General features: G+C 69.1%; 12 protein-coding genes and 1 riboswitch. Of the genes, 10 read left to right on the forward strand and 2 right to left on the reverse strand.

Features of this window, described 5'->3' with window-relative positions; genetic code table 11:
* Window positions 1-444 precede the first annotated feature (444 nt).
* From J2S53_RS01410 to cobA, 6 genes are all read left to right on the forward strand, one after another.
* Entirely contained in the window at window positions 445-2,085 is a 1,641-nt protein-coding gene (locus tag J2S53_RS01410; RefSeq protein ID WP_456239412.1) for an SAM-dependent methyltransferase, read from the forward strand.
* Window positions 2,086-2,136: 51 nt separating this feature from the next.
* The gene (gene cbiE, locus J2S53_RS01415) at window positions 2,137-3,345 is read left to right on the forward strand and encodes a precorrin-6y C5,15-methyltransferase (decarboxylating) subunit CbiE (protein WP_456239413.1); all 1,209 of its coding nucleotides are present in this window, start codon (window positions 2,137-2,139) and stop codon (window positions 3,343-3,345) included.
* The gene (locus J2S53_RS01420) at window positions 3,342-3,827 is read left to right on the forward strand and encodes a cobalamin biosynthesis protein (RefSeq protein ID WP_456239414.1); all 486 of its coding nucleotides are present in this window, start codon (window positions 3,342-3,344) and stop codon (window positions 3,825-3,827) included. Before cbiE ends, J2S53_RS01420 begins: the two co-directional genes overlap by 4 nt.
* A 495-nt stretch (window positions 3,828-4,322) precedes the next feature.
* Window positions 4,323-5,423 carry a pyridoxal-phosphate-dependent aminotransferase family protein gene (locus tag J2S53_RS01425; protein ID WP_456239415.1) on the forward strand — a complete coding sequence of 367 codons (1,101 nt, stop codon included), beginning with the start codon at window positions 4,323-4,325 and terminating at the stop codon, window positions 5,421-5,423.
* A gap of 122 nt (window positions 5,424-5,545) precedes the next feature.
* On the forward strand, window positions 5,546-5,737 hold the full coding sequence (locus J2S53_RS01430; protein WP_456239416.1) for a hypothetical protein: 192 nt from the start codon (window positions 5,546-5,548) through the stop codon (window positions 5,735-5,737).
* An 81-nt stretch (window positions 5,738-5,818) separates the two neighbouring features.
* Window positions 5,819-7,054, forward strand: a complete 1,236-nt coding sequence (gene cobA / locus J2S53_RS01435; RefSeq protein ID WP_456239417.1) for a uroporphyrinogen-III C-methyltransferase — start codon at window positions 5,819-5,821, stop codon at window positions 7,052-7,054.
* A 61-nt stretch (window positions 7,055-7,115) separates the two neighbouring features.
* Here the strand turns inward: cobA and cobN are convergent, their stop codons facing one another.
* A complete protein-coding gene (cobN, locus tag J2S53_RS01440) occupies window positions 7,116-10,730 on the reverse strand; it encodes a cobaltochelatase subunit CobN (protein WP_456239418.1) in 3,615 nt (1,204 codons plus the stop codon).
* 115 nt (window positions 10,731-10,845) lie between these two features.
* Window positions 10,846-11,019, reverse strand: a riboswitch (cobalamin riboswitch).
* 90 nt (window positions 11,020-11,109) lie between these two features.
* On the opposite strand from cobN, the gene cobG reads away from it, so the two are divergent.
* From cobG to J2S53_RS01455, 3 genes are read left to right on the forward strand one after another with little or no spacing between them, the layout of a single operon-like run.
* Window positions 11,110-12,501 carry a precorrin-3B synthase gene (gene cobG / locus J2S53_RS01445; RefSeq protein ID WP_456239419.1) on the forward strand — a complete coding sequence of 464 codons (1,392 nt, stop codon included), beginning with the start codon at window positions 11,110-11,112 and terminating at the stop codon, window positions 12,499-12,501.
* On the forward strand, window positions 12,498-13,124 hold the full coding sequence (locus J2S53_RS01450; RefSeq protein WP_092977709.1) for a precorrin-8X methylmutase: 627 nt from the start codon (window positions 12,498-12,500) through the stop codon (window positions 13,122-13,124). The genes cobG and J2S53_RS01450 overlap by 4 nt, the downstream gene beginning before the upstream one ends.
* A 23-nt stretch (window positions 13,125-13,147) precedes the next feature.
* Entirely contained in the window at window positions 13,148-14,665 is a 1,518-nt protein-coding gene (locus tag J2S53_RS01455; protein ID WP_456242665.1) for a precorrin-2 C(20)-methyltransferase, read from the forward strand.
* On the opposite strand, the gene J2S53_RS01460 is transcribed toward J2S53_RS01455, so the two are convergent.
* Window positions 14,653-15,402, reverse strand: coding sequence for a cobalt-precorrin-6A reductase (locus tag J2S53_RS01460; RefSeq protein ID WP_456239420.1), 750 nt, complete (start codon window positions 15,400-15,402; stop codon window positions 14,653-14,655). The two genes, J2S53_RS01455 and J2S53_RS01460, sit on opposite strands and share 13 nt — an antisense overlap.
* A 235-nt stretch (window positions 15,403-15,637) precedes the next feature.
* On the opposite strand from J2S53_RS01460, the gene J2S53_RS01465 reads away from it, so the two are divergent.
* Window positions 15,638-16,741, forward strand: a complete 1,104-nt coding sequence (locus tag J2S53_RS01465) for a cobalt-precorrin-5B (C(1))-methyltransferase (RefSeq protein ID WP_456239421.1) — start codon at window positions 15,638-15,640, stop codon at window positions 16,739-16,741.
* Window positions 16,742-16,785 lie beyond the last annotated feature (44 nt).

The following is a 16,785-nucleotide window of genomic DNA, read 5'->3' on the forward strand; positions in this document are numbered from 1 at the left end:
TGATTCTCCGCTCCGCGGTTGTCGTTCGAGTGAGTACGTGACGGGGAAACCCCGGCGGATCGACTTCGAGTTCCTTCCCCTACCCGGTCGGGTCGGCCGGGCAGGGCCGACGTGCTTGATCCATTCTGGAACGATTGTTCCCGTTCGTGTGCCGTGTGCGGCCGGAACGGTGCACTCGGTGTCGTCGTCGGCGTCGCGATACGGTCGATCAGTACGCGTCGTGGCTTTTCACTGTCGCGTCGACGACCGATGCGCGGTGTTTTCATAACCGAGTGCCGCTCGCCTGCGCCACGGGCGACCGCGGGACGAGTCGGAGACCTCCGTCGGTGCACCGGTGATTCGACCGCCTCGACACGGGAGAACGGCCGTACCGGGTGCGGCGCGTATCGATTGTCCGCAGTGGTATTACTTGCACCGCGTGAGGCGGGAGAGGAGAACGATCGCATGACTTCGGGAACTCGTACCGGGCTGGTCTCTTTCGTGGGGGCGGGCCCCGGTGCGGCCGATCTGATGACACTGCGCGCCGCGCGTCGGATCTCCGAGGCGGACATCGTTCTCTGCAGTCCGAGCACGATCTCTCCCGAGGGTGTGCGGGAACACGCACGTGCCGACGTGGAGCTGCTCGACACCACCGCGGTCGACGAGCGCGAGGTTCAGGAGATCTACCGCAGGGCGGAGCGGGAACGCCTGCGAGTGGTGCGACTGCACTCCGGCGACGCCGCGGTCTGGAGTTCGCTGCAGCAGCAGTACGACACCTGCGCGCGCATGGAACTGGAAGTGGAGATGGTTCCGGGAGTGGCCGGCCACACCGCCGCGGCCGCCGCGGTCGGCAGGGAACTCACCGGTGCGGACCACGAGTATCCCGTCATGGTGGCCAGGCCGGACGGTCGATCCAGTACGCTTCCCGACGCGGCGAAAGCGCGGGAGTTCGCCGAGAACGGCGTGACCATGGCGCTGTCGGTCTCCGCGTCACGCACCGGTCAACTCGTGGAGCGGTTGCGCGCGGCGGGCTACGAGGACGACGTTCCGGTCGTGGTCGCCTACAAGGTCACGTGTTCCGACGAGTTGGTGCTGCGCAGCAGCGTCGGCGAGCTCGAGGGAGTCGTCAAGAAGCACAGGCTCTGGCGGAACACGCTCTTCCTGGTCGGCGAGGCGCTGCGGCCGCAGGCCACCCGTTCGCGGTCCTACTCCGCCGCGCGGACGCGGGAGCAGGCGGTGCGGACCGGTCGCTACGGGGAGTCGACTTCGGGACGGCGTGGTGGTTTCGGCGCTCGGTACTCCACCGGGCGGCGGGACACTGATCGGAGTTCGGGAACTCGCGGTGCTTCGGGTGACGCCGAGGGCGGTGCGGACGGACCGCTTCCGCAGCCCCGTTCGGACGAACAACGTGATGGTGCGCGTGCCGACGCCGACGTCGCCTGGTGGGCGGTGCGTGATTGGCAGCAGAACACCAGGGATGCCGTTCGGACCGGTGGTCGCGGTGGAGTTCGGCACTCGGTCGTGACCGAGCAGCAGTCCACCGAGGGGTTCACGACCCCGGAGGGGGACGTGGCCACCGAACAGGGTGCTGTCGAGTCCGGAACGGGGGAGGACGCCGTGGCGGCGAGGGATGGCTCCGTCGACTCCGCCCAGGGGGAGGGCCTCGAACCAGCGCACACCGTTGACGACGCGGTCTCCGGGGCGGCGGAGCGCGGAGCGACCGGTCCCGAGGGGAGTGGGCGCGACGACGCGGAATCCGCACCGGACGGTTCCTCCAGCGGTACCGAACGGGAAACGGCCGAGGAACCGGTCGCGTCCGAGGAGGATCCGCGGGAACGGTCCAGTGCCGAGAAGGGCGAACAGGCCGAGGAGTCGAGCGCGGCGGAGGCCGTCGACGTCTCGAACCCGAAAACCGCCAAGAACGACTCACGGTCCGGTACCTCGGCGAAGTCCGGTTCCAAGAGTTCGGCGACCAAGTCCGGCGGTGGCAGGTCGAACGCGGCGAAGAGCGGCACCAAGACCAGGTCGCAGCAGAAGAGCACGACGAACGGGAACAGGGGCGGTTCGTCGAGTACCGGTTCCGGGAAGCGGCGCGCCGCCGAGTAGGAAGTCACAGCGAGAGACCAACTCAACCTCTAGTCGGACGGAGTGTGCGACGTGGCGGTCACGGTTATCGGAATCGACGGTGGACCGTTGCCCGAGGGGGCGGCCGAGGTGCTGAACTCCGCGGAACTGATCGTGGGAGCTCCCCCGCACTTGCGGGTGCACGCACCGGAGGGGGTGCGAACGGTCGAGCTCGGTTCGTTCGGGCCCGCCTTGAGCGCGCTTTCCGCGTTGACCGCCGAGGAAACCGGTGTGGTGCTCGCCTCGGGCGACCCAGGTTTCTTCGGTGCCGTTCGCGCACTGCGCGACAAGGGACTGCGGTGCACGGTGTTGCCCGCGTTGTCCAGCGTGCAACGACTGCTCGCGGGCATGGGGCGCTCCTGGGAGGACGCCAGCGTGGTCAGCGCGCGCATCGGGGGGCTGCACCGTGCGCTCAACATCTGTCGTGCGCGTTCGACCGTGGTGGTGCTGACCGGTGGTGACACCGGACCGGCACAACTGGCCTCCGGGTTGCGTGGTTGGCGTCGCACGATGATCGTCGGTGAGGACCTCGGGGGGGAGCACGAGCGTGTAACCACGATCGATCCGGACGAGGCGGCGGAGCGCAACTGGTTCGAACCCAACATCGTCTGCTGCGTGGACGATCCGGACGCCGTTCCCGGACGTAGCTGGCACAGCGGGGGTGAGCCCACGCCTCCGGAGCGGTGGGCCCTTCCGGAGGGCGAGTTCTCCCATCGGGAGGGGACGGTTACCACCAGCGAGGTTCGTGCGCTCGCGCTGGCGCGACTGGCTCCCCGGCCCGGCAGCCTGGTGTGGGACGTGGGGGCCGGCTCGGGTTCGGTGGCGGTGGAGTGCGCCAGGATGGGTGCGGCCTGCGTCGCGGTGGAGTCCGATGAGGCCCAGGTCGTGAGGCTGGTCTCCAACGCTGCCGCTCACGGGGTGGACGTCCGCGTCGAGGAGGGTGCCGCGCCGGCGGTGTTGCGTGGGCTCGCCAAGCCGGATTCGGTTTTCGTCGGGATCGACGACGCGGAAGTGCTCACCGCCTGCGCTCATGCGGGGGCGCGTCGGGTCGTACTCGCCTCGCACACGTTGGACCGGATCGCGGCGAACAGGGATGTGCTGCGCAACGCCGGTTACCACGTCGAGGGAGTACAGCTCTTCGCCAACCGGATGGTCACTTCGGAGGAGGACGTTTCGGGATTGGCGGCGGGTGAGCCGGTGGTGCTGCTGTCCGCTGAGCTTCCCAACGGGGACGCCGTGTGAGTGTCCCCGGAGCTCTGGTGATCGGTATCGGTGCTTCCAGCGGTGTGACCGCTGCCGCCGTGACGGAAGCACTGTCCGGGCTGGACGAGTGTTTTCCCGGTGGTTCCGTCGTCGTTCGGGCGGTGGCCACGATCGATCGTGCGGCGGAATCGGGGCCGCTGCGTGCCGGGCTGCGGCGACACTCGCGGCACTGGTCGCTCGCGGCCGAGGGGGAGCTGCCGCTACTGTGCTACTCGGCCGAAGCGCTCGCCGGGACGATCGTCCCCAATCCGAGCGATTCCGTCGGGGAACGGGTCGGCACCCCCAGCGTCGCGGAAGCGGCATGTCTGCGTGCCGCCGCCGAGATCGGGGACGGCACGGCTCGGATGGTGCTGTCCAAGTTCGTCATCGCCGGTGTCACGCTCGCGGCGGCCAACCCCGCTGGATCTCCGACGGCGCTGCGACCGGTCGTTCCCGGCAGGGTGCTCCGCTGGTTGCGTTGATCCTCGCGTGCAGCGGGCTCAGGGGCGGTCACCGTGCTCCCTGTTCGACGCACCGCGTGTCACAGCCGCGCCAAATCGGCTACGCAAAGTGAGTGATTTGCCGACTATTAGGCCGATTTATCGATAGATCTTGACTGTATCGAGTGAAACTACATTACAGTACTGCAAGCTATATGCGAGAAAGCTTCGGCTTGCGTGGTTGCCAACAGCCTTACGGGTGAACCGACCACGCCCACCACCGCACCACTGGGGGTGTGCGGTGGTGTTTTCTTTTCCCTGCTGTGTTTTCGCCGCTCAGCGCCGCGCTTCCGGTTTCTCCGGAGTGTCGCGCCGCGGTTTCCGTGGATCTCTCGAGGATGTGACATTGTCAACAGTTCGTGTGAGCACGCTCGTGGAATCTTGTTTCCGTTGCATGGAATCCGGCGTGCCCAGGTCAGATCCGCGTCAAGTGGGTACGACCCGCTGCGCTGGGACGGTATGCCTAGGCTGGGCGTCATGGCACTGGTTGAACGCTCTCTACTCGGCCCCGGGCCGTCGAACACCTATCCGGAGGCCACCGCGGCCCTGGCGGCTCCGCTGCTCGGCCACCTGGATCCGGACTTCCTGAAGCTGCTCGACGACACCGGGGAGCGGCTGCGGTCGGTCTGGGGGACCCGAAACCTTCGGACGCTTCCGCTTTCCGGTACCGGCTCCATCGGCATGGAAGCCGCCTTCGTCAACTTCGTGCGCCCTGGTGACGTGGTCGTAGTGGCCGTCAACGGTCTGTTCGGCGAACGCATGTGCGATGTCGCTAGCCGTTACGGAGCGGAGGTCGTGCGTGTCGACCACGAATGGGGAGAGCCAGTGGACGTCCAGCGCGTGCTGGACGCCCATCCCTCCCCGGCGCTGGTGGCAGCCGTGCACGCCGAGACCTCCACCGGTGTGCGCAGCGATATCGGTCGCCTCGGCGAGGCGTTGCGTTCCCGCGGCGACAACACCCTGCTGTTGGCGGACTGCGTGACCTCGATCGCCGGTGAACAGATCGACCTCGACGCCTGGAACGTCGACATCGCCTACGCCGGTACGCAGAAATGCCTCGGGGTTCCCCCGGGGCTCGCGCCGTTCACGGTTTCCGAGCGTGCCTGGCAGCGCAGGATCGAGAACCCCACCACCTGGTATCTGGACCTCGGGCTCATCGGGAACTACGTGACCGGAGGCGCCTCCGGCGGACGCGCCTACCACCACACCGCGCCCACCGCGATGGTCGCCTCGCTGCACGCCGCGCTCGGCCGGGTGCTCGACGAGGGGATGCCCGCGGTCGCCGAGCGCCACCGTGCGGCGGGCGAGGCGCTGCAGCAGGGCCTGCGGCGGATGGGGCTCGAACTGTTCGCTCCGGAGGGCAACAGGCTGCACCAGTTGACGAGCGTGTGGGTACCCGAAGGGGTGGACTCGGCGGACGTGCGCAAGCAACTGCTGACCGACTACGGCATCGAGATCGGTGCCGGTGCCGGACCGTTCGCCAACAGCGTCTGGCGTATCGGCCTGATGGGCAACAACGCGCGGCTGGACCGGGTGGAGATGCTGCTCGGTGCGTTGCGCACCGTCCTCGGTCGGTGACCTGCCCGGGCTGTCTGTCCACGTGCTCGTGCCCGACCCCGTCACAACGGCGGGGCCGGGCACGAGCACGTCCGGAATGTTCCCGGTCGTGGGATCTCCACGGTGAGCAACCGGTCATCTGCGTGGTAGTGCTCGCGGGCGTGTTCTCGGAGCTCGGTATCCCGGTGGCTGGGATCGTCGCGGGTATCGGGGATCACTTCGAGCTTCTCGGGTATCTGACGCTCGGGGCCTTCATGGCAGTATGGGGAGGCGCCGCGCTCTGGTGGAAGCTGTCCGTTCCCAAGCCGCACGAAGCCGTGCGTGCTCACCAGTGACGGATACCAGCGGCAGCGACAGTCTCGAACCGACCCCGCCGATGTCGCCGGGGGTGTGACCCGACAGGAACGACTATCCAGATGACCTCGCACAGCCAGCACCACTACTTCGCCGGACTCGATCTGCAGGACAGGCGGGTGGTGGTCGTCGGAGCCGGAACCGTGGCACAGCGCCGCGTCCCCAGGCTGCTCAAGGCCGGGGCAAGCGTCGTGGTGATATCGCCGGAGGCCACCCCCGCCGTTGATGCCATGGCCGAAGCCGGAGAGCTGGTGTGGCACCGCAGGCGGTACACCGAGGGAGATCTGGACGGGGCCTGGTACGCGGTGGCCTGCACCTCCAGCGCCGAGGTCAACGAGCGGGTCGTCGCCGAGGCGGAGCGCGACCGAGTGTTCTGCGTGCGCGCGGACGACGCGAGCGGGGGCACCGCGGTCACCCCCGCCGTCGCGGAACACGACGGCCTGCTGTTCGGAGTGTTGGCCGGTGGGGATCACCGTAGATCGGCCGTGGTCAAGGAGGCGCTGCTGGAGGCGCTGCGTACCGGGCAGGTCGAAGAGCGTGCCGAACCACCGGAACCCGGCGTCGCCCTCGTCGGCGGTGGTCCGGGGGATCCCGACCTGATCACGGTTCGTGGTCGCCAGCTGTTGGGGAGGGCCGACGTGGTGATCACCGACCGGCTCGCGCCGCGTGAACTGCTGGAGGAACTCTCCCCCGACGTCGAGGTGATAGACGCCTCCAAGATCCCTTACGGGCGCGCGGCGAACCAGGAAGTCATCAACAAGCTGCTGATCGAACGCGCCACGGCGGGCAACTTCGTGGTGCGGCTGAAGGGCGGCGACCCCTACGTTTACGGACGGGGCTTCGAGGAGCTGCTGGCCTGCGTCGAGGCAGGGGTGGCGGTGACCGCGGTACCCGGCATAACCAGTGCGTTCGCTGCGCCGGCGATCGGAGACGTGCCGGTGACCCACCGCGGGGTGGCGCACGAGGTGGTCGTGGTCTCCGGGCACGTGGGGCCGAACGACGAGCAGTCCCTAGTGGACTGGCCCGCCCTCGCCCGGTTGAACGGGACGCTGGTGCTGATGATGGCCGTCAAACGGATCCGCGAGTTCGCCGACGTGCTGCTCGAACACGGCAGGAGCCCCGAAACGCCGGTCGCGGTGGTCCAGGAAGGCACCATGCACACGCAGCGGACGCTGCGGAGCACCCTGCGCGAAGTGGCCGACGACGTCGAGAACTCCGAGGTCAAGCCGCCCGCCGTGATCGTCGTCGGTCCGGTGGCGGGGCTGGCCCCCGAACGTCGGGCGCTGCCGGTGGCCTGATTCCGCCCGACCGCTCGTCGGCGTCGATTTCGCGCGAAATCGACGCCGACGAGCGTCGGTGTCAGTTCCCGCCGGGACCGTCCTCCAGGTCACCTTCCACCTGCAGGTAGACCTCACGCAGCCCCCGCAGCGTTTCGGGGTCCGGCTCCGCCCACAGCTCGCGGTCGGCGGCCTCCAGCAGTCGCTCGGCGATCCCGTGCAGCGCCCACGGGTTCGACTCGGTGAGGAACTTCTGGTTCTGCTCGTCGAAGACGTAGGTCTCGGCGAGCTTCTCGTACATCCAGTCGCCGACCACGCCGGTAGTCGCGTCGTAGCCGAACAGGTAGTCCACCGTGGCCGCGAGCTCGAAGGCACCCTTGTAGCCGTGCTGGCGCATCGCCGAGACCCAGCGGGGATTGACCACACGGGAGCGGAACACCCGCGAGGTCTCCTCGTGCAGCGACCGCGTCTTGATCGAGTCCGGCCGCGAGCTGTCCCCGATGTAGGCGGCGGGGGATTCGCCGGTCAGCGCTCTGACCGTGGCGACCATCCCACCGTGGTACTGGAAGTAGTCGTCCGAGTCGGCGATGTCGTGCTCACGCGTGTCGGTGTTCTTGGCCGCCACCGAGATCCTGCGGTAGGCGGTCTCCATGTCCGACCTCGCCTCGACACCGTCCAGCTCGCGGCCGTAGGCGAAACCACCCCAGACCGTGTACACCTCGGCGAGGTCCGAGTCGTCGCGCCAGTTGCGGCTGTCGATCAGCGACAGCATGCCCGCACCGTAGGCACCCGGCTTGGAACCGAAGATGCGCATCGTCGCGCGGCGCTCGTCGCCGTGCTCGGCGACATCGGCCCTGGTGTGCGCCCGAACGTGGTTCCACTCGTCGGGCTCGTCCAGCTCGGAGACCATCCGGAAGGCGTCGTCGAGCAGGTTGACCACGTGCGGGAAGGCGTCCCGGAAGAAGCCGCTGATGCGCACCGTGACGTCGACGCGCGGCCGTTCGAGCTCGTCGAGCGGGATCGCCTCCAGCCCGTTGACCCGCCGCGAGGAGTCGTCCCAGGTGGGACGGACACCGATCAGCGCGAGCACCTCGGCGATGTCGTCACCGGAGGTGCGCATCGCGCTGGTGCCCCACACCGACAGTCCCACCGTGTCGGGCCACTCACCGTTGTCCTCGCGGTAGCGCTCCAGCAACGACTCGGCGATGGCGTAACCGGTGTCCCAGGCGAGCCTGCTCGGAATGCCCTTCGGATCCACCGAGTAGAAGTTCCTGCCGGTGGGAAGTACGTTCACCAGCCCGCGCAGCGGGGAGCCGCTCGGGCCGGAGGGAATGTAGCCGCCGTTCAGCGCGTGCAGCGTCGAGTCCATCTCGTCGGTGGTGGCCGCGAGTCGCGGCACGATCTCCGCGGCGGCGAACCGCAGCACCTCGGGAACCCGTTCCGGCACCTCGCCCAGCACCGCACGGCAGGCTTCCTCGACTTTCTCGCTCCGCCAGCCGTGTTCCTCCATGGCCGCCACCAGCGAGTGAGCCCGCTCCTCGACGTCGTCCACCCGTTCCCGGGCCTCCGAACCGTCCTCCGCGAGTCCCAACGCCTCTCGCAGCCCCGGAACCGCTGCCTGCCGGCCACCCCACATCTGCCGCGCCCGCAGCATCGCCAGGACCAGGCCGACCCGGGCCTCCCCGGCGGGAGGATCCCCGAACACGTGCAGCCCTTCCCGGATCTGGGCGTCCTTGACCTCGCACAGCCAACCGTCGACCTGCATCAGCATGTCGTCGAACTCGGCGTCGTGCGGGCGCTCCGCCAACCCCAGGTCGTGATCCAGCTTGGCAGCCTGCATCAGCGTCCAGATCTGGCTGCGGATGGCGGGCAGCTTGGCCGGGTCCATCGCCGTGATGTTGGCGTGCTCGTCGAGCAGCTGTTCCAGTCGTGCGATGTCGCCGTAGCTCTCGGCGCGGGCCATCGGAGGAACCAGGTGGTCCACCAGGGTCGCGTGCACCCGCCGCTTGGCCTGTGTTCCCTCACCGGGATCGTTGACCAGGAACGGGTAGATCAGCGGCAGGTCGGCGATCGCCGCGTCCGTGGCGCAGGCCGCCGACATGCCCGCCGTCTTGCCCGGAAGCCACTCCAGATTGCCGTGCTTGCCCAGGTGCACCATCGCGTGCGCGTCGAAGTCGTCGACGAGCCACCGGTAGGCGGCCAGGTAGTGGTGGCTCGGGGGCAGGTCGGGATCGTGGTAGATCGCGATCGGGTTCTCCCCGAAGCCACGTGGCGGCTGGATCATCAGCACGACGTTGCCCGCCCTGATGGCGGCGAGCACGATCTCACCCTCGGGGTCCCGCGAGTAGTCCACGAACAGCTCACCGGGCGGTGGTCCCCAGTGCTGTTCGATGTCGGTGCGCAGCTGTTCGGGAAGCGAGTCGAACCACTCCCGGTAGCGCCCGACTGGGATGCGTACCGGATTGCCCGCCAGCTGTTCCTCGCTCAGCCAGTCGCGGTCCTGTCCGCCTGCCGCGATCAGCGCGTGAATCAGCGCGTCGCCGTCCTGCGCCTCGACACCGGGCAGGGCGTCCGGGCCCTCCGCCGGGCCGATGTCGTAGCCGTGCTCGTGCAGCGAGCGCAGCATCCGCACCGCGGACACCGGGGTGTCCAGGCCGACGGCGTTGCCGACCCTGGCGTGTTTGGTGGGGTAGGCCGAGAGCATCAACGCGAGGCGCTTGCGCTCGGCGGGGATGTGTCCCAGCCTCCCGTGCCGAACCGCGATCCCGGCGACACGCGCCGCGCGCTCGCTGTCGGCGACGTAGACCGGCAGTCCTTCCGAGTCGTTCTCCTTGAACGAGAACGGTACCGTTATCAGCCTGCCGTCGAACTCCGGAACCGCGACCTGGGTGGCCATGTCCAACGGGGACAGTCCCTCGTCGTTCTCCTCCCAGGCGGCGCGGCTGCTGGTCAGGCACAACCCTTGCAGGATCGGGATGTCCAGTCGCGCGAGCGCGCCGACGTCCCACGCCTCGTCGTCACCACCGGCGGTGGCTACCGCGGGCTTGCTGCCCCCCGCGGCGAGCACCGTGACCACCAGGGCGTCCGCGCCGCGCAGCGTTTCGAGCAGTTCCGGGTCGGGGGTGCGCAGCGAGGCGCAGAACAGCGGCATGGCCTGTCCACCCGCGTTCTCGATCGCGTCGCAGAGGGTGTGGGCGAACGCGGTGTTGCCCGCCATGTGGTGCGCTCGGTAGTACAGCACCGCGACGGTGGGACCCTCCTGCCGACCCGGCGTGCGCTCCAGCCTGCCCCAGGTGGGGGTTTCCGCGGGCGGAGCGAAGCCGTGCCCGGTAAGCAGCACGGTGTCGGACAGGAAGTGGAACAGCTGGGTCAGGTTCTCCGGGCCGCCGTGCGCCAGGTAGGCGTGCGCCTCGGCACACACCCCGCCCGGAACCGTCGAGCACTCCATGAGCTCGGCGTCCGGCTGTTGTTCCCCGCCGAGTACGACCACCGGGCGTGGCCCGTTCAGCAGGACGTCGAGTCCTTCCTCCCACGCCCTGCGGCCGCCGAGCAGCCGCACCACGACGAGGTCGACGCCGTCCAGCAGTCCGGGGAGATCGTCCGCGCCGACCCGGGCCGGGTTGGCGAGCCGGTAGTCGGCGCCGCTGGCCCGGGCACTGAGCAGGTCGGTGTCGGAAGTTGACAGCAGCAGGATCATGCGATTGGCTCCTCGGCGTCGAAAACCGGGGGGACCGACCAGGACAGGACGCGCGATGCACGCGCGTTCGAACGGCGCATCAGTAACCTTCCCAGGGGTCCTCGCCCCTTTTCAGTGGTGGCGGTGGTCGGAGTCTCCTGGCTCCCGGATCATCGCTCGCTCCGGTCTTCCCATCTCCACGAGACAGTGACCGTCCACGGAGTTCGCTCCTCGGTGACAGTGGCGGGACCGCGCCGGACTCGCACCGGCTTCCTCCATGATCCACCGCAGATACGAGCTCCAGTTTCGGTAACGTGCGGATCCCTCGTCAAGCCGCGGGCACACCGCAGGCCGCCATCGTGTCGCGGCGCACAGTGGTGCGGCCCGTAGCATCCCCGGAGTGTCCGAGAACTACAGCGTCGACCGAGACAGAGCCGATGCCTGCCCCGGTGCGCTCCGGGTTCATCAGGCCGCGGACGGTGGGCTGGCGCGGATCCGGGTTCCCGGTGGTCGGCTGGAGACCCGCGGGCTGCGCGCCCTGACGAAGGCGGCCGTGGAGCTGGGGAACTCCACGGTCGAGCTGACCTCGCGTGCGAACCTGCAGCTGCGCGGTGTCGAAGCCCCCGAAGAGCTGGGACGGCTGCTGGCCGAAGTCGGCCTGCTGCCCTCGTTGACCCACGAGCGGGTGCGCAACATCATCGCCGCCCCCTACGCGGGACTCGACGGGCGCGGCCGACTGTGCTCGGTGCGTTGGCTCGTCGCGGAACTCGACGCACTGCTGTGCGCCGAGCCCGCGTTGGCCGAACTGTCCGGCAGGTTCCTGTTCACCGTCGACGACGGCAGCGGTGATCTGGCGCGGCTGCGTGCCGACGTGGGACTGCTGCCGGTGTCCTCCGACAACGTCGCCCTGCTGCTGGCGGGAACCGATTCGGGAGTGCGGGTCCCGCCCGACTCGGCGCCCGCCGCCGCGGTGACGGCCGCGTGCGAGTTCCTCGCCGTGCGGGGACGGCACGGTGCCGCCGCGTGGCGAGTGGCCGAGTTGGACACACTGGATGAGTTGACCGACGCGCTTCGTGCTCGTGTGGAGCGATGGCCGGGATCCGTTGCCGATGTCACACCGCGGCCCTCCACCTCGTTCACCGAGCGGGTGAATTCCCAGGAAAGACCCACTGTGGGTGAGCTGGCTCGCTCCGAGGGGCGGGTAGCCCTGGGCGTGGGAGCACCACTGGGGCGCTTGTCCCCGGCGCAGCTGCGTTGCATCATACGAACGGCCGAAGCCGCGTCGGGTACCGTCCGACTGACGCCCTGGCGGACGGTGGTCGTCCCCGGCGTCGCCGAAGACGAGTGTTCGACGTGGCTCTCCGCGCTGCACTCGTGCGGTCTGATCGTCGAAACAGCCTCGCCGTTCAACGGCGCGACCGCCTGTGCGGGGGAACCCGGTTGTGCCAAGTCCCTGGCAGACGTCCACCGGGACGCCGCGCGTGGTCTGGCCTATGTCGAGGCGGCGGACGCCGGAGACACCGATGCCGGTGTCCTGCCGGTGCACTGGGCCGGTTGCTCGCGCCGCTGCGGGCTTCCGCGGGGTCCGGTGGTGGAAGTGCTGGCGAGCTCCTCCGGATACCGGGTCAGCTCCACCACGGAGTCCGGGACCGACACCTGGGCCACGGATGCGGGGACGGACGAGGTGGCCGAGGCCGTCCGGCGTGCCCGGCACGTCGGTGCGAGCACCGTCGAGCCCAGTGACGGACACGAGGACAACCAGCAGGAAACGGGTGACGAGGACAACCGGTGATCGAATACATCCGGGACGGCAAGGAGATCTACCGGCGCTCCTTCGCGACGATCCGCGCCGAAGCCGGTCTCGACGAGCTGCCGTCGGACGTCGCCGGTGTGGCCGTGCGCATGATCCACGCCTGCGGCATGGTCGACCTTGTCGACGATCTCGCCTTCTCCCCCGGAGCGGTCGGTGTCGCGCGCGACGCGCTGGCCGCCGGTGCTCCGGTGTTGTGCGACGCGGAAATGGTGGCCGCGGGGGTGACGCGCCGTAGGTTGCCCGCCGCCAACGAGATCCTGTGCACCCTGTCCGACCCACGGGTCCCGGAGCTGGCCCGTCAGCTGGAGACCACCCGCAGCGCGGCGGCCATGGAACTGTGGCGCGGCAGGCTCGACGGAGCCGTGGTCGCGATCGGCAACGCGCCCACCTGCTTGTTCCGATTGCTGGAGCTGATCGAGGAGGGGGCGGGAACACCAGCGGCGGTACTGGGGATTCCGGTCGGGTTCATCGGTGCGGTCGAGTCCAAACAGGCGCTGGAGGAGCACCCCGGCTGTCCCGAGTACCTGGTGGTGCACGGCAGGCGCGGCGGTAGTGCGATGACGGTCGCCGCCATCAACGCGATCGCGAGCGAGGAAGAGTGAGCAGCCAACACAGCAACGCCCCCCTGCCCGGCCGACTGTTCGGAGTGGGGCTCGGCCCCGGTGATCCGGAACTGGTCACGGTCAAGGCGGCACGTCTGATCGGTGAGGCCGACGTGGTCGCCTATCACAGCGCCAGGCACGGCAACAGCATCGCCCGCTCGGTCGCCGAGCCCTATCTGCGCGGTGACCAGATCGAGGAACCCCTGGTGTATCCCGTCACCACCGAGACCACCGATCACCCCGGGGGTTACCAGGGCGCGATCGACGAGTTCTACACCGAGATCGCGGGCAGGCTGGCCACTCACCTCGCCGCGGGTCGCGACGTCGCACTGCTGGGGGAGGGCGATCCGTTCTTCTACGGCTCCTACATGCACATGCACAAACGGCTCTCGGGACGGTTCGACACGGAGGTCGTGCCAGGCGTCAATTCGGTCAGCGCCGCTTCGGCCGAACTGGGACGACCACTCGCCGAACGCGACGAGGTCCTGACGGTACTGCCCGGCACCCTGGACCCGGACGCCCTGGCCGAGCGACTGCGGGACACCGACGCCGCCGCCGTGCTCAAACTGGGGCGGACCTTCGAGGGAGTGCGGGAGGCCTTCGACAAGGCAGGCTGTCTCGACAGTGCCTACTACGTGGAACGCGCCAGCACACGCCGCCAACGAGTCGAGAAGCTCGGCGACGTCGATCCCGAAAGCGTGCCCTACTTCTCACTGGCGCTGCTGCCCAGTCCGGTGGGGGAGACCACCGGCACCACCGCGGCCCACGAGGACACCGGCAGCGAAACCGGCTCGAGCTCGGGCGGCCTCAGCGTGGTCGGATTGGGCCCCGCGGGTCGGGAGTGGACGACTCCCGAGGCACAGGCGGCGCTCGGCGCCGCCGACGATCTCGTCGGCTACGGTCCCTACCTCCACCGGATTCCGACCAATCCGCGCCAACGCAAGCACCCCTCGGACAACCGGGTCGAAGCCGAGCGGGCCGCGGCAGCGCTGGAGCTCGCCGCCACCGGGCGCGAGGTCGTCGTGGTCTCGTCCGGCGACCCGGGGGTCTTCGCGATGGCGAGCGCCGTGCTGGAGGAGGCCGCCGATCCTGCTTACGAGCACGTGAACGTCCGCGTCCTCCCCGGGCTCACCGCGGCGCAGGCGGTGGCCAGCAGAGCGGGGGCGCCGCTGGGCCACGACTACTGCGTGCTCTCGCTGTCCGACCGGCTCAAACCGTGGAGCGTCATCGAACAGCGGCTGGAGGCCGCCGCGAGTGCCGATCTCGCGATGGCCGTCTACAACCCGGCCTCCGCGAGCAGGCGTTGGCAGGTCGGTGCGGCCCGCGACACACTGCTCCGGCACCGTGCTCCCGATACACCGGTGGTGATCGGCAGAGACATCGGAGGTGCGGAGGAGGACGTTCGGATCGTCCGGCTCGACGAGCTGGATCCGGAACAGGTCGACATGCGATGTCTGTTGCTGGTCGGCTCCTCCACCAGCAGGGTCGTCGAGCGCTCGGACGGTACGACCGTGTTCACGCCACGCCGTTACCCGGCATGATAACCGCGTTCCCGGAACCAGGTGAGTGCCTCCTCCACGGTGTGTACCACGGGCGCCGGCGGGAGATCCGGCTGTCGCACCAGCACCACCGGCAGTCCCAGTCCGCGTGCGGCGCTCAGCTTCCCCTCGGTCATGTCGCCTCCGCTGTTCTTGCTCACGATTACCTCTATCCGGTGTGCTCGGAGCAGCTCCAACTCGGAGGCGGTGTCGAACGGTCCTCTCGCGGAAAGCGTGGTCATGTTCGGAGGCAGCGGTTGTTCGGGCTCGTCGACGGTGCGTACCAGGAACCAGTTGTCCCGCGCGGCGGCGAAGCACCCCAGTTCCTGGCGCCCGGTGGTCAACAGCACGCGCCGCCCGAGCTCGCCGACCTTCTCGGCGGCCTCGGCCAGCGAGTCCACTTGGTGCCACTCGTCGTCCGGTCCCGGCGACCACGCCCTTCTCCGGAGCACCAGCAGCTCGGTTCCCGTGGTTTCCGCGGCCGAGACCGCGTTCTCGGTCATCCGCGCGGCGAACGGATGGGTGGCGTCCACCACGGTCCCGATCCGTTCCCCGCGGAGGTATTCGGCCAGTCCTTCCCGGCCGCCGAACCCGCCGATCCTGACCTCACCGGCGGGCAGTTTCGGCTCGCTAACCCGGCCGGCGAGCGAGGAAACCACCGAAAATCCCAGGTGAGCGAGTTGTTCGGCCAGTCGCCTACCCTCGCCGGTGCCGCCCAGAACGAGGACACGCGGACTCATCGTTACACCTCAATTCGAATGCGGAATCCCGGCGACGGCCCGTGCCCGGACCCGGAAAGTCGGTGGGATCGCGGTTTCGGGGTTCCCACCGCGGGCGGACCGGGGTCGGTCGTAGGGTCGGGTTCGTCGGTGCGGTCGTGCCGTTGAAAGTCCCGGGCTCCTTCGGACTCCGGATCGGTGACCGCGAACTCTTCCGCCAGGACGACCAATCGAACCCGTTGGAGTGCATTCTGCCGTGGCGAACGAAAGCGCCGAGCAGTCGGGTGGGCTCCGGTACGGCTGGACCACCGGAGCCTGCGCCCTGGCCGCCACCACAGCCGCTTACACGGCGTTGCTCACGGGTGACTTCCCGGATCCCGTGCCGGTGCGGTTGCCCAAGGGACACTGCCCGTCCTTCGCGCTCACCCGGGAGCGGTCCGGACCGGGCTGGGCGTTCGCCGGAGTGGTCAAGGACGCCGGGGACGATCCGGACGTCACGCACGGTGCCGTCGTGCGCTCCCGTGTCAGCCGTGGTGAGCGGGGCAGTGGGGTGACCTTCCGTGCCGGAGCCGGTGTCGGCACCGTCACCAAGCCCGGTCTGCCGCTGGCGGTCGGTGAGCCCGCGATCAACCCCGTTCCCCGCAGGCTGATCACCGAAGCGGTAACCGATCTCGCCGGGAGACACGGCGATTCCGGTGATGTGGTGGTCGAGATATCCGTCGAGGACGGCGAGGAGCTGGCCAGACACACCTGGAACCCGAGACTGGGAATCACGGGGGGACTGTCGATCCTGGGCACCACGGGAGTGGTGATCCCGTACTCGTGCTCGGCGTGGATTGACAGCATCCGGCGGGGAGTGGACGTGGCCCGGGCCGAGGGACTCGAGCACGTGGCGGGATGCACCGGCAGCACGTCCGAGCGCACGGTGGTCGAGCTCTACGGACTCGCCGACGAGGCGCTGCTCGACATGGGCGACTTCGCGGGAGCGGTGCTGAAGTACCTGCGCAGACACCCGGTGGCCCGGCTGACGATCGCGGGCGGCATCGGCAAGATGGCGAAGCTCGCCGACGGCCACCTGGATCTGCACTCCAAGCGTTCCCAGGTCAACTTCGCACAGCTGTCCCGCCTGGTGCGACAGGAGGGCGGCAGCGCGGAACTGGCCGAACGCGTGGCCGGTGCCAACACCGCCCTCGACGCGCTCCAAGCGGCCCTCGCCGAGAATTTCCGGCTGGGGGACGTCGTCGCTCGGCACGCACGCGAAGTGGCCCTGGAAACACTGCGCGGCTCGGCCGTGGAGGTCGAGGTGATCGTGATCGACCGTGATGGAGAGATCGTCGGACGTACTCCTCCGACGTTCTGACAGGACTCCGCCGCCACGATCCCTCGCGTGGGCGCTCGGGGTTC

The organism is Actinopolyspora lacussalsi (genome assembly GCA_030803735.1).
In the GTDB taxonomy this organism is placed as follows: domain Bacteria; phylum Actinomycetota; class Actinomycetes; order Mycobacteriales; family Pseudonocardiaceae; genus Actinopolyspora; species Actinopolyspora lacussalsi.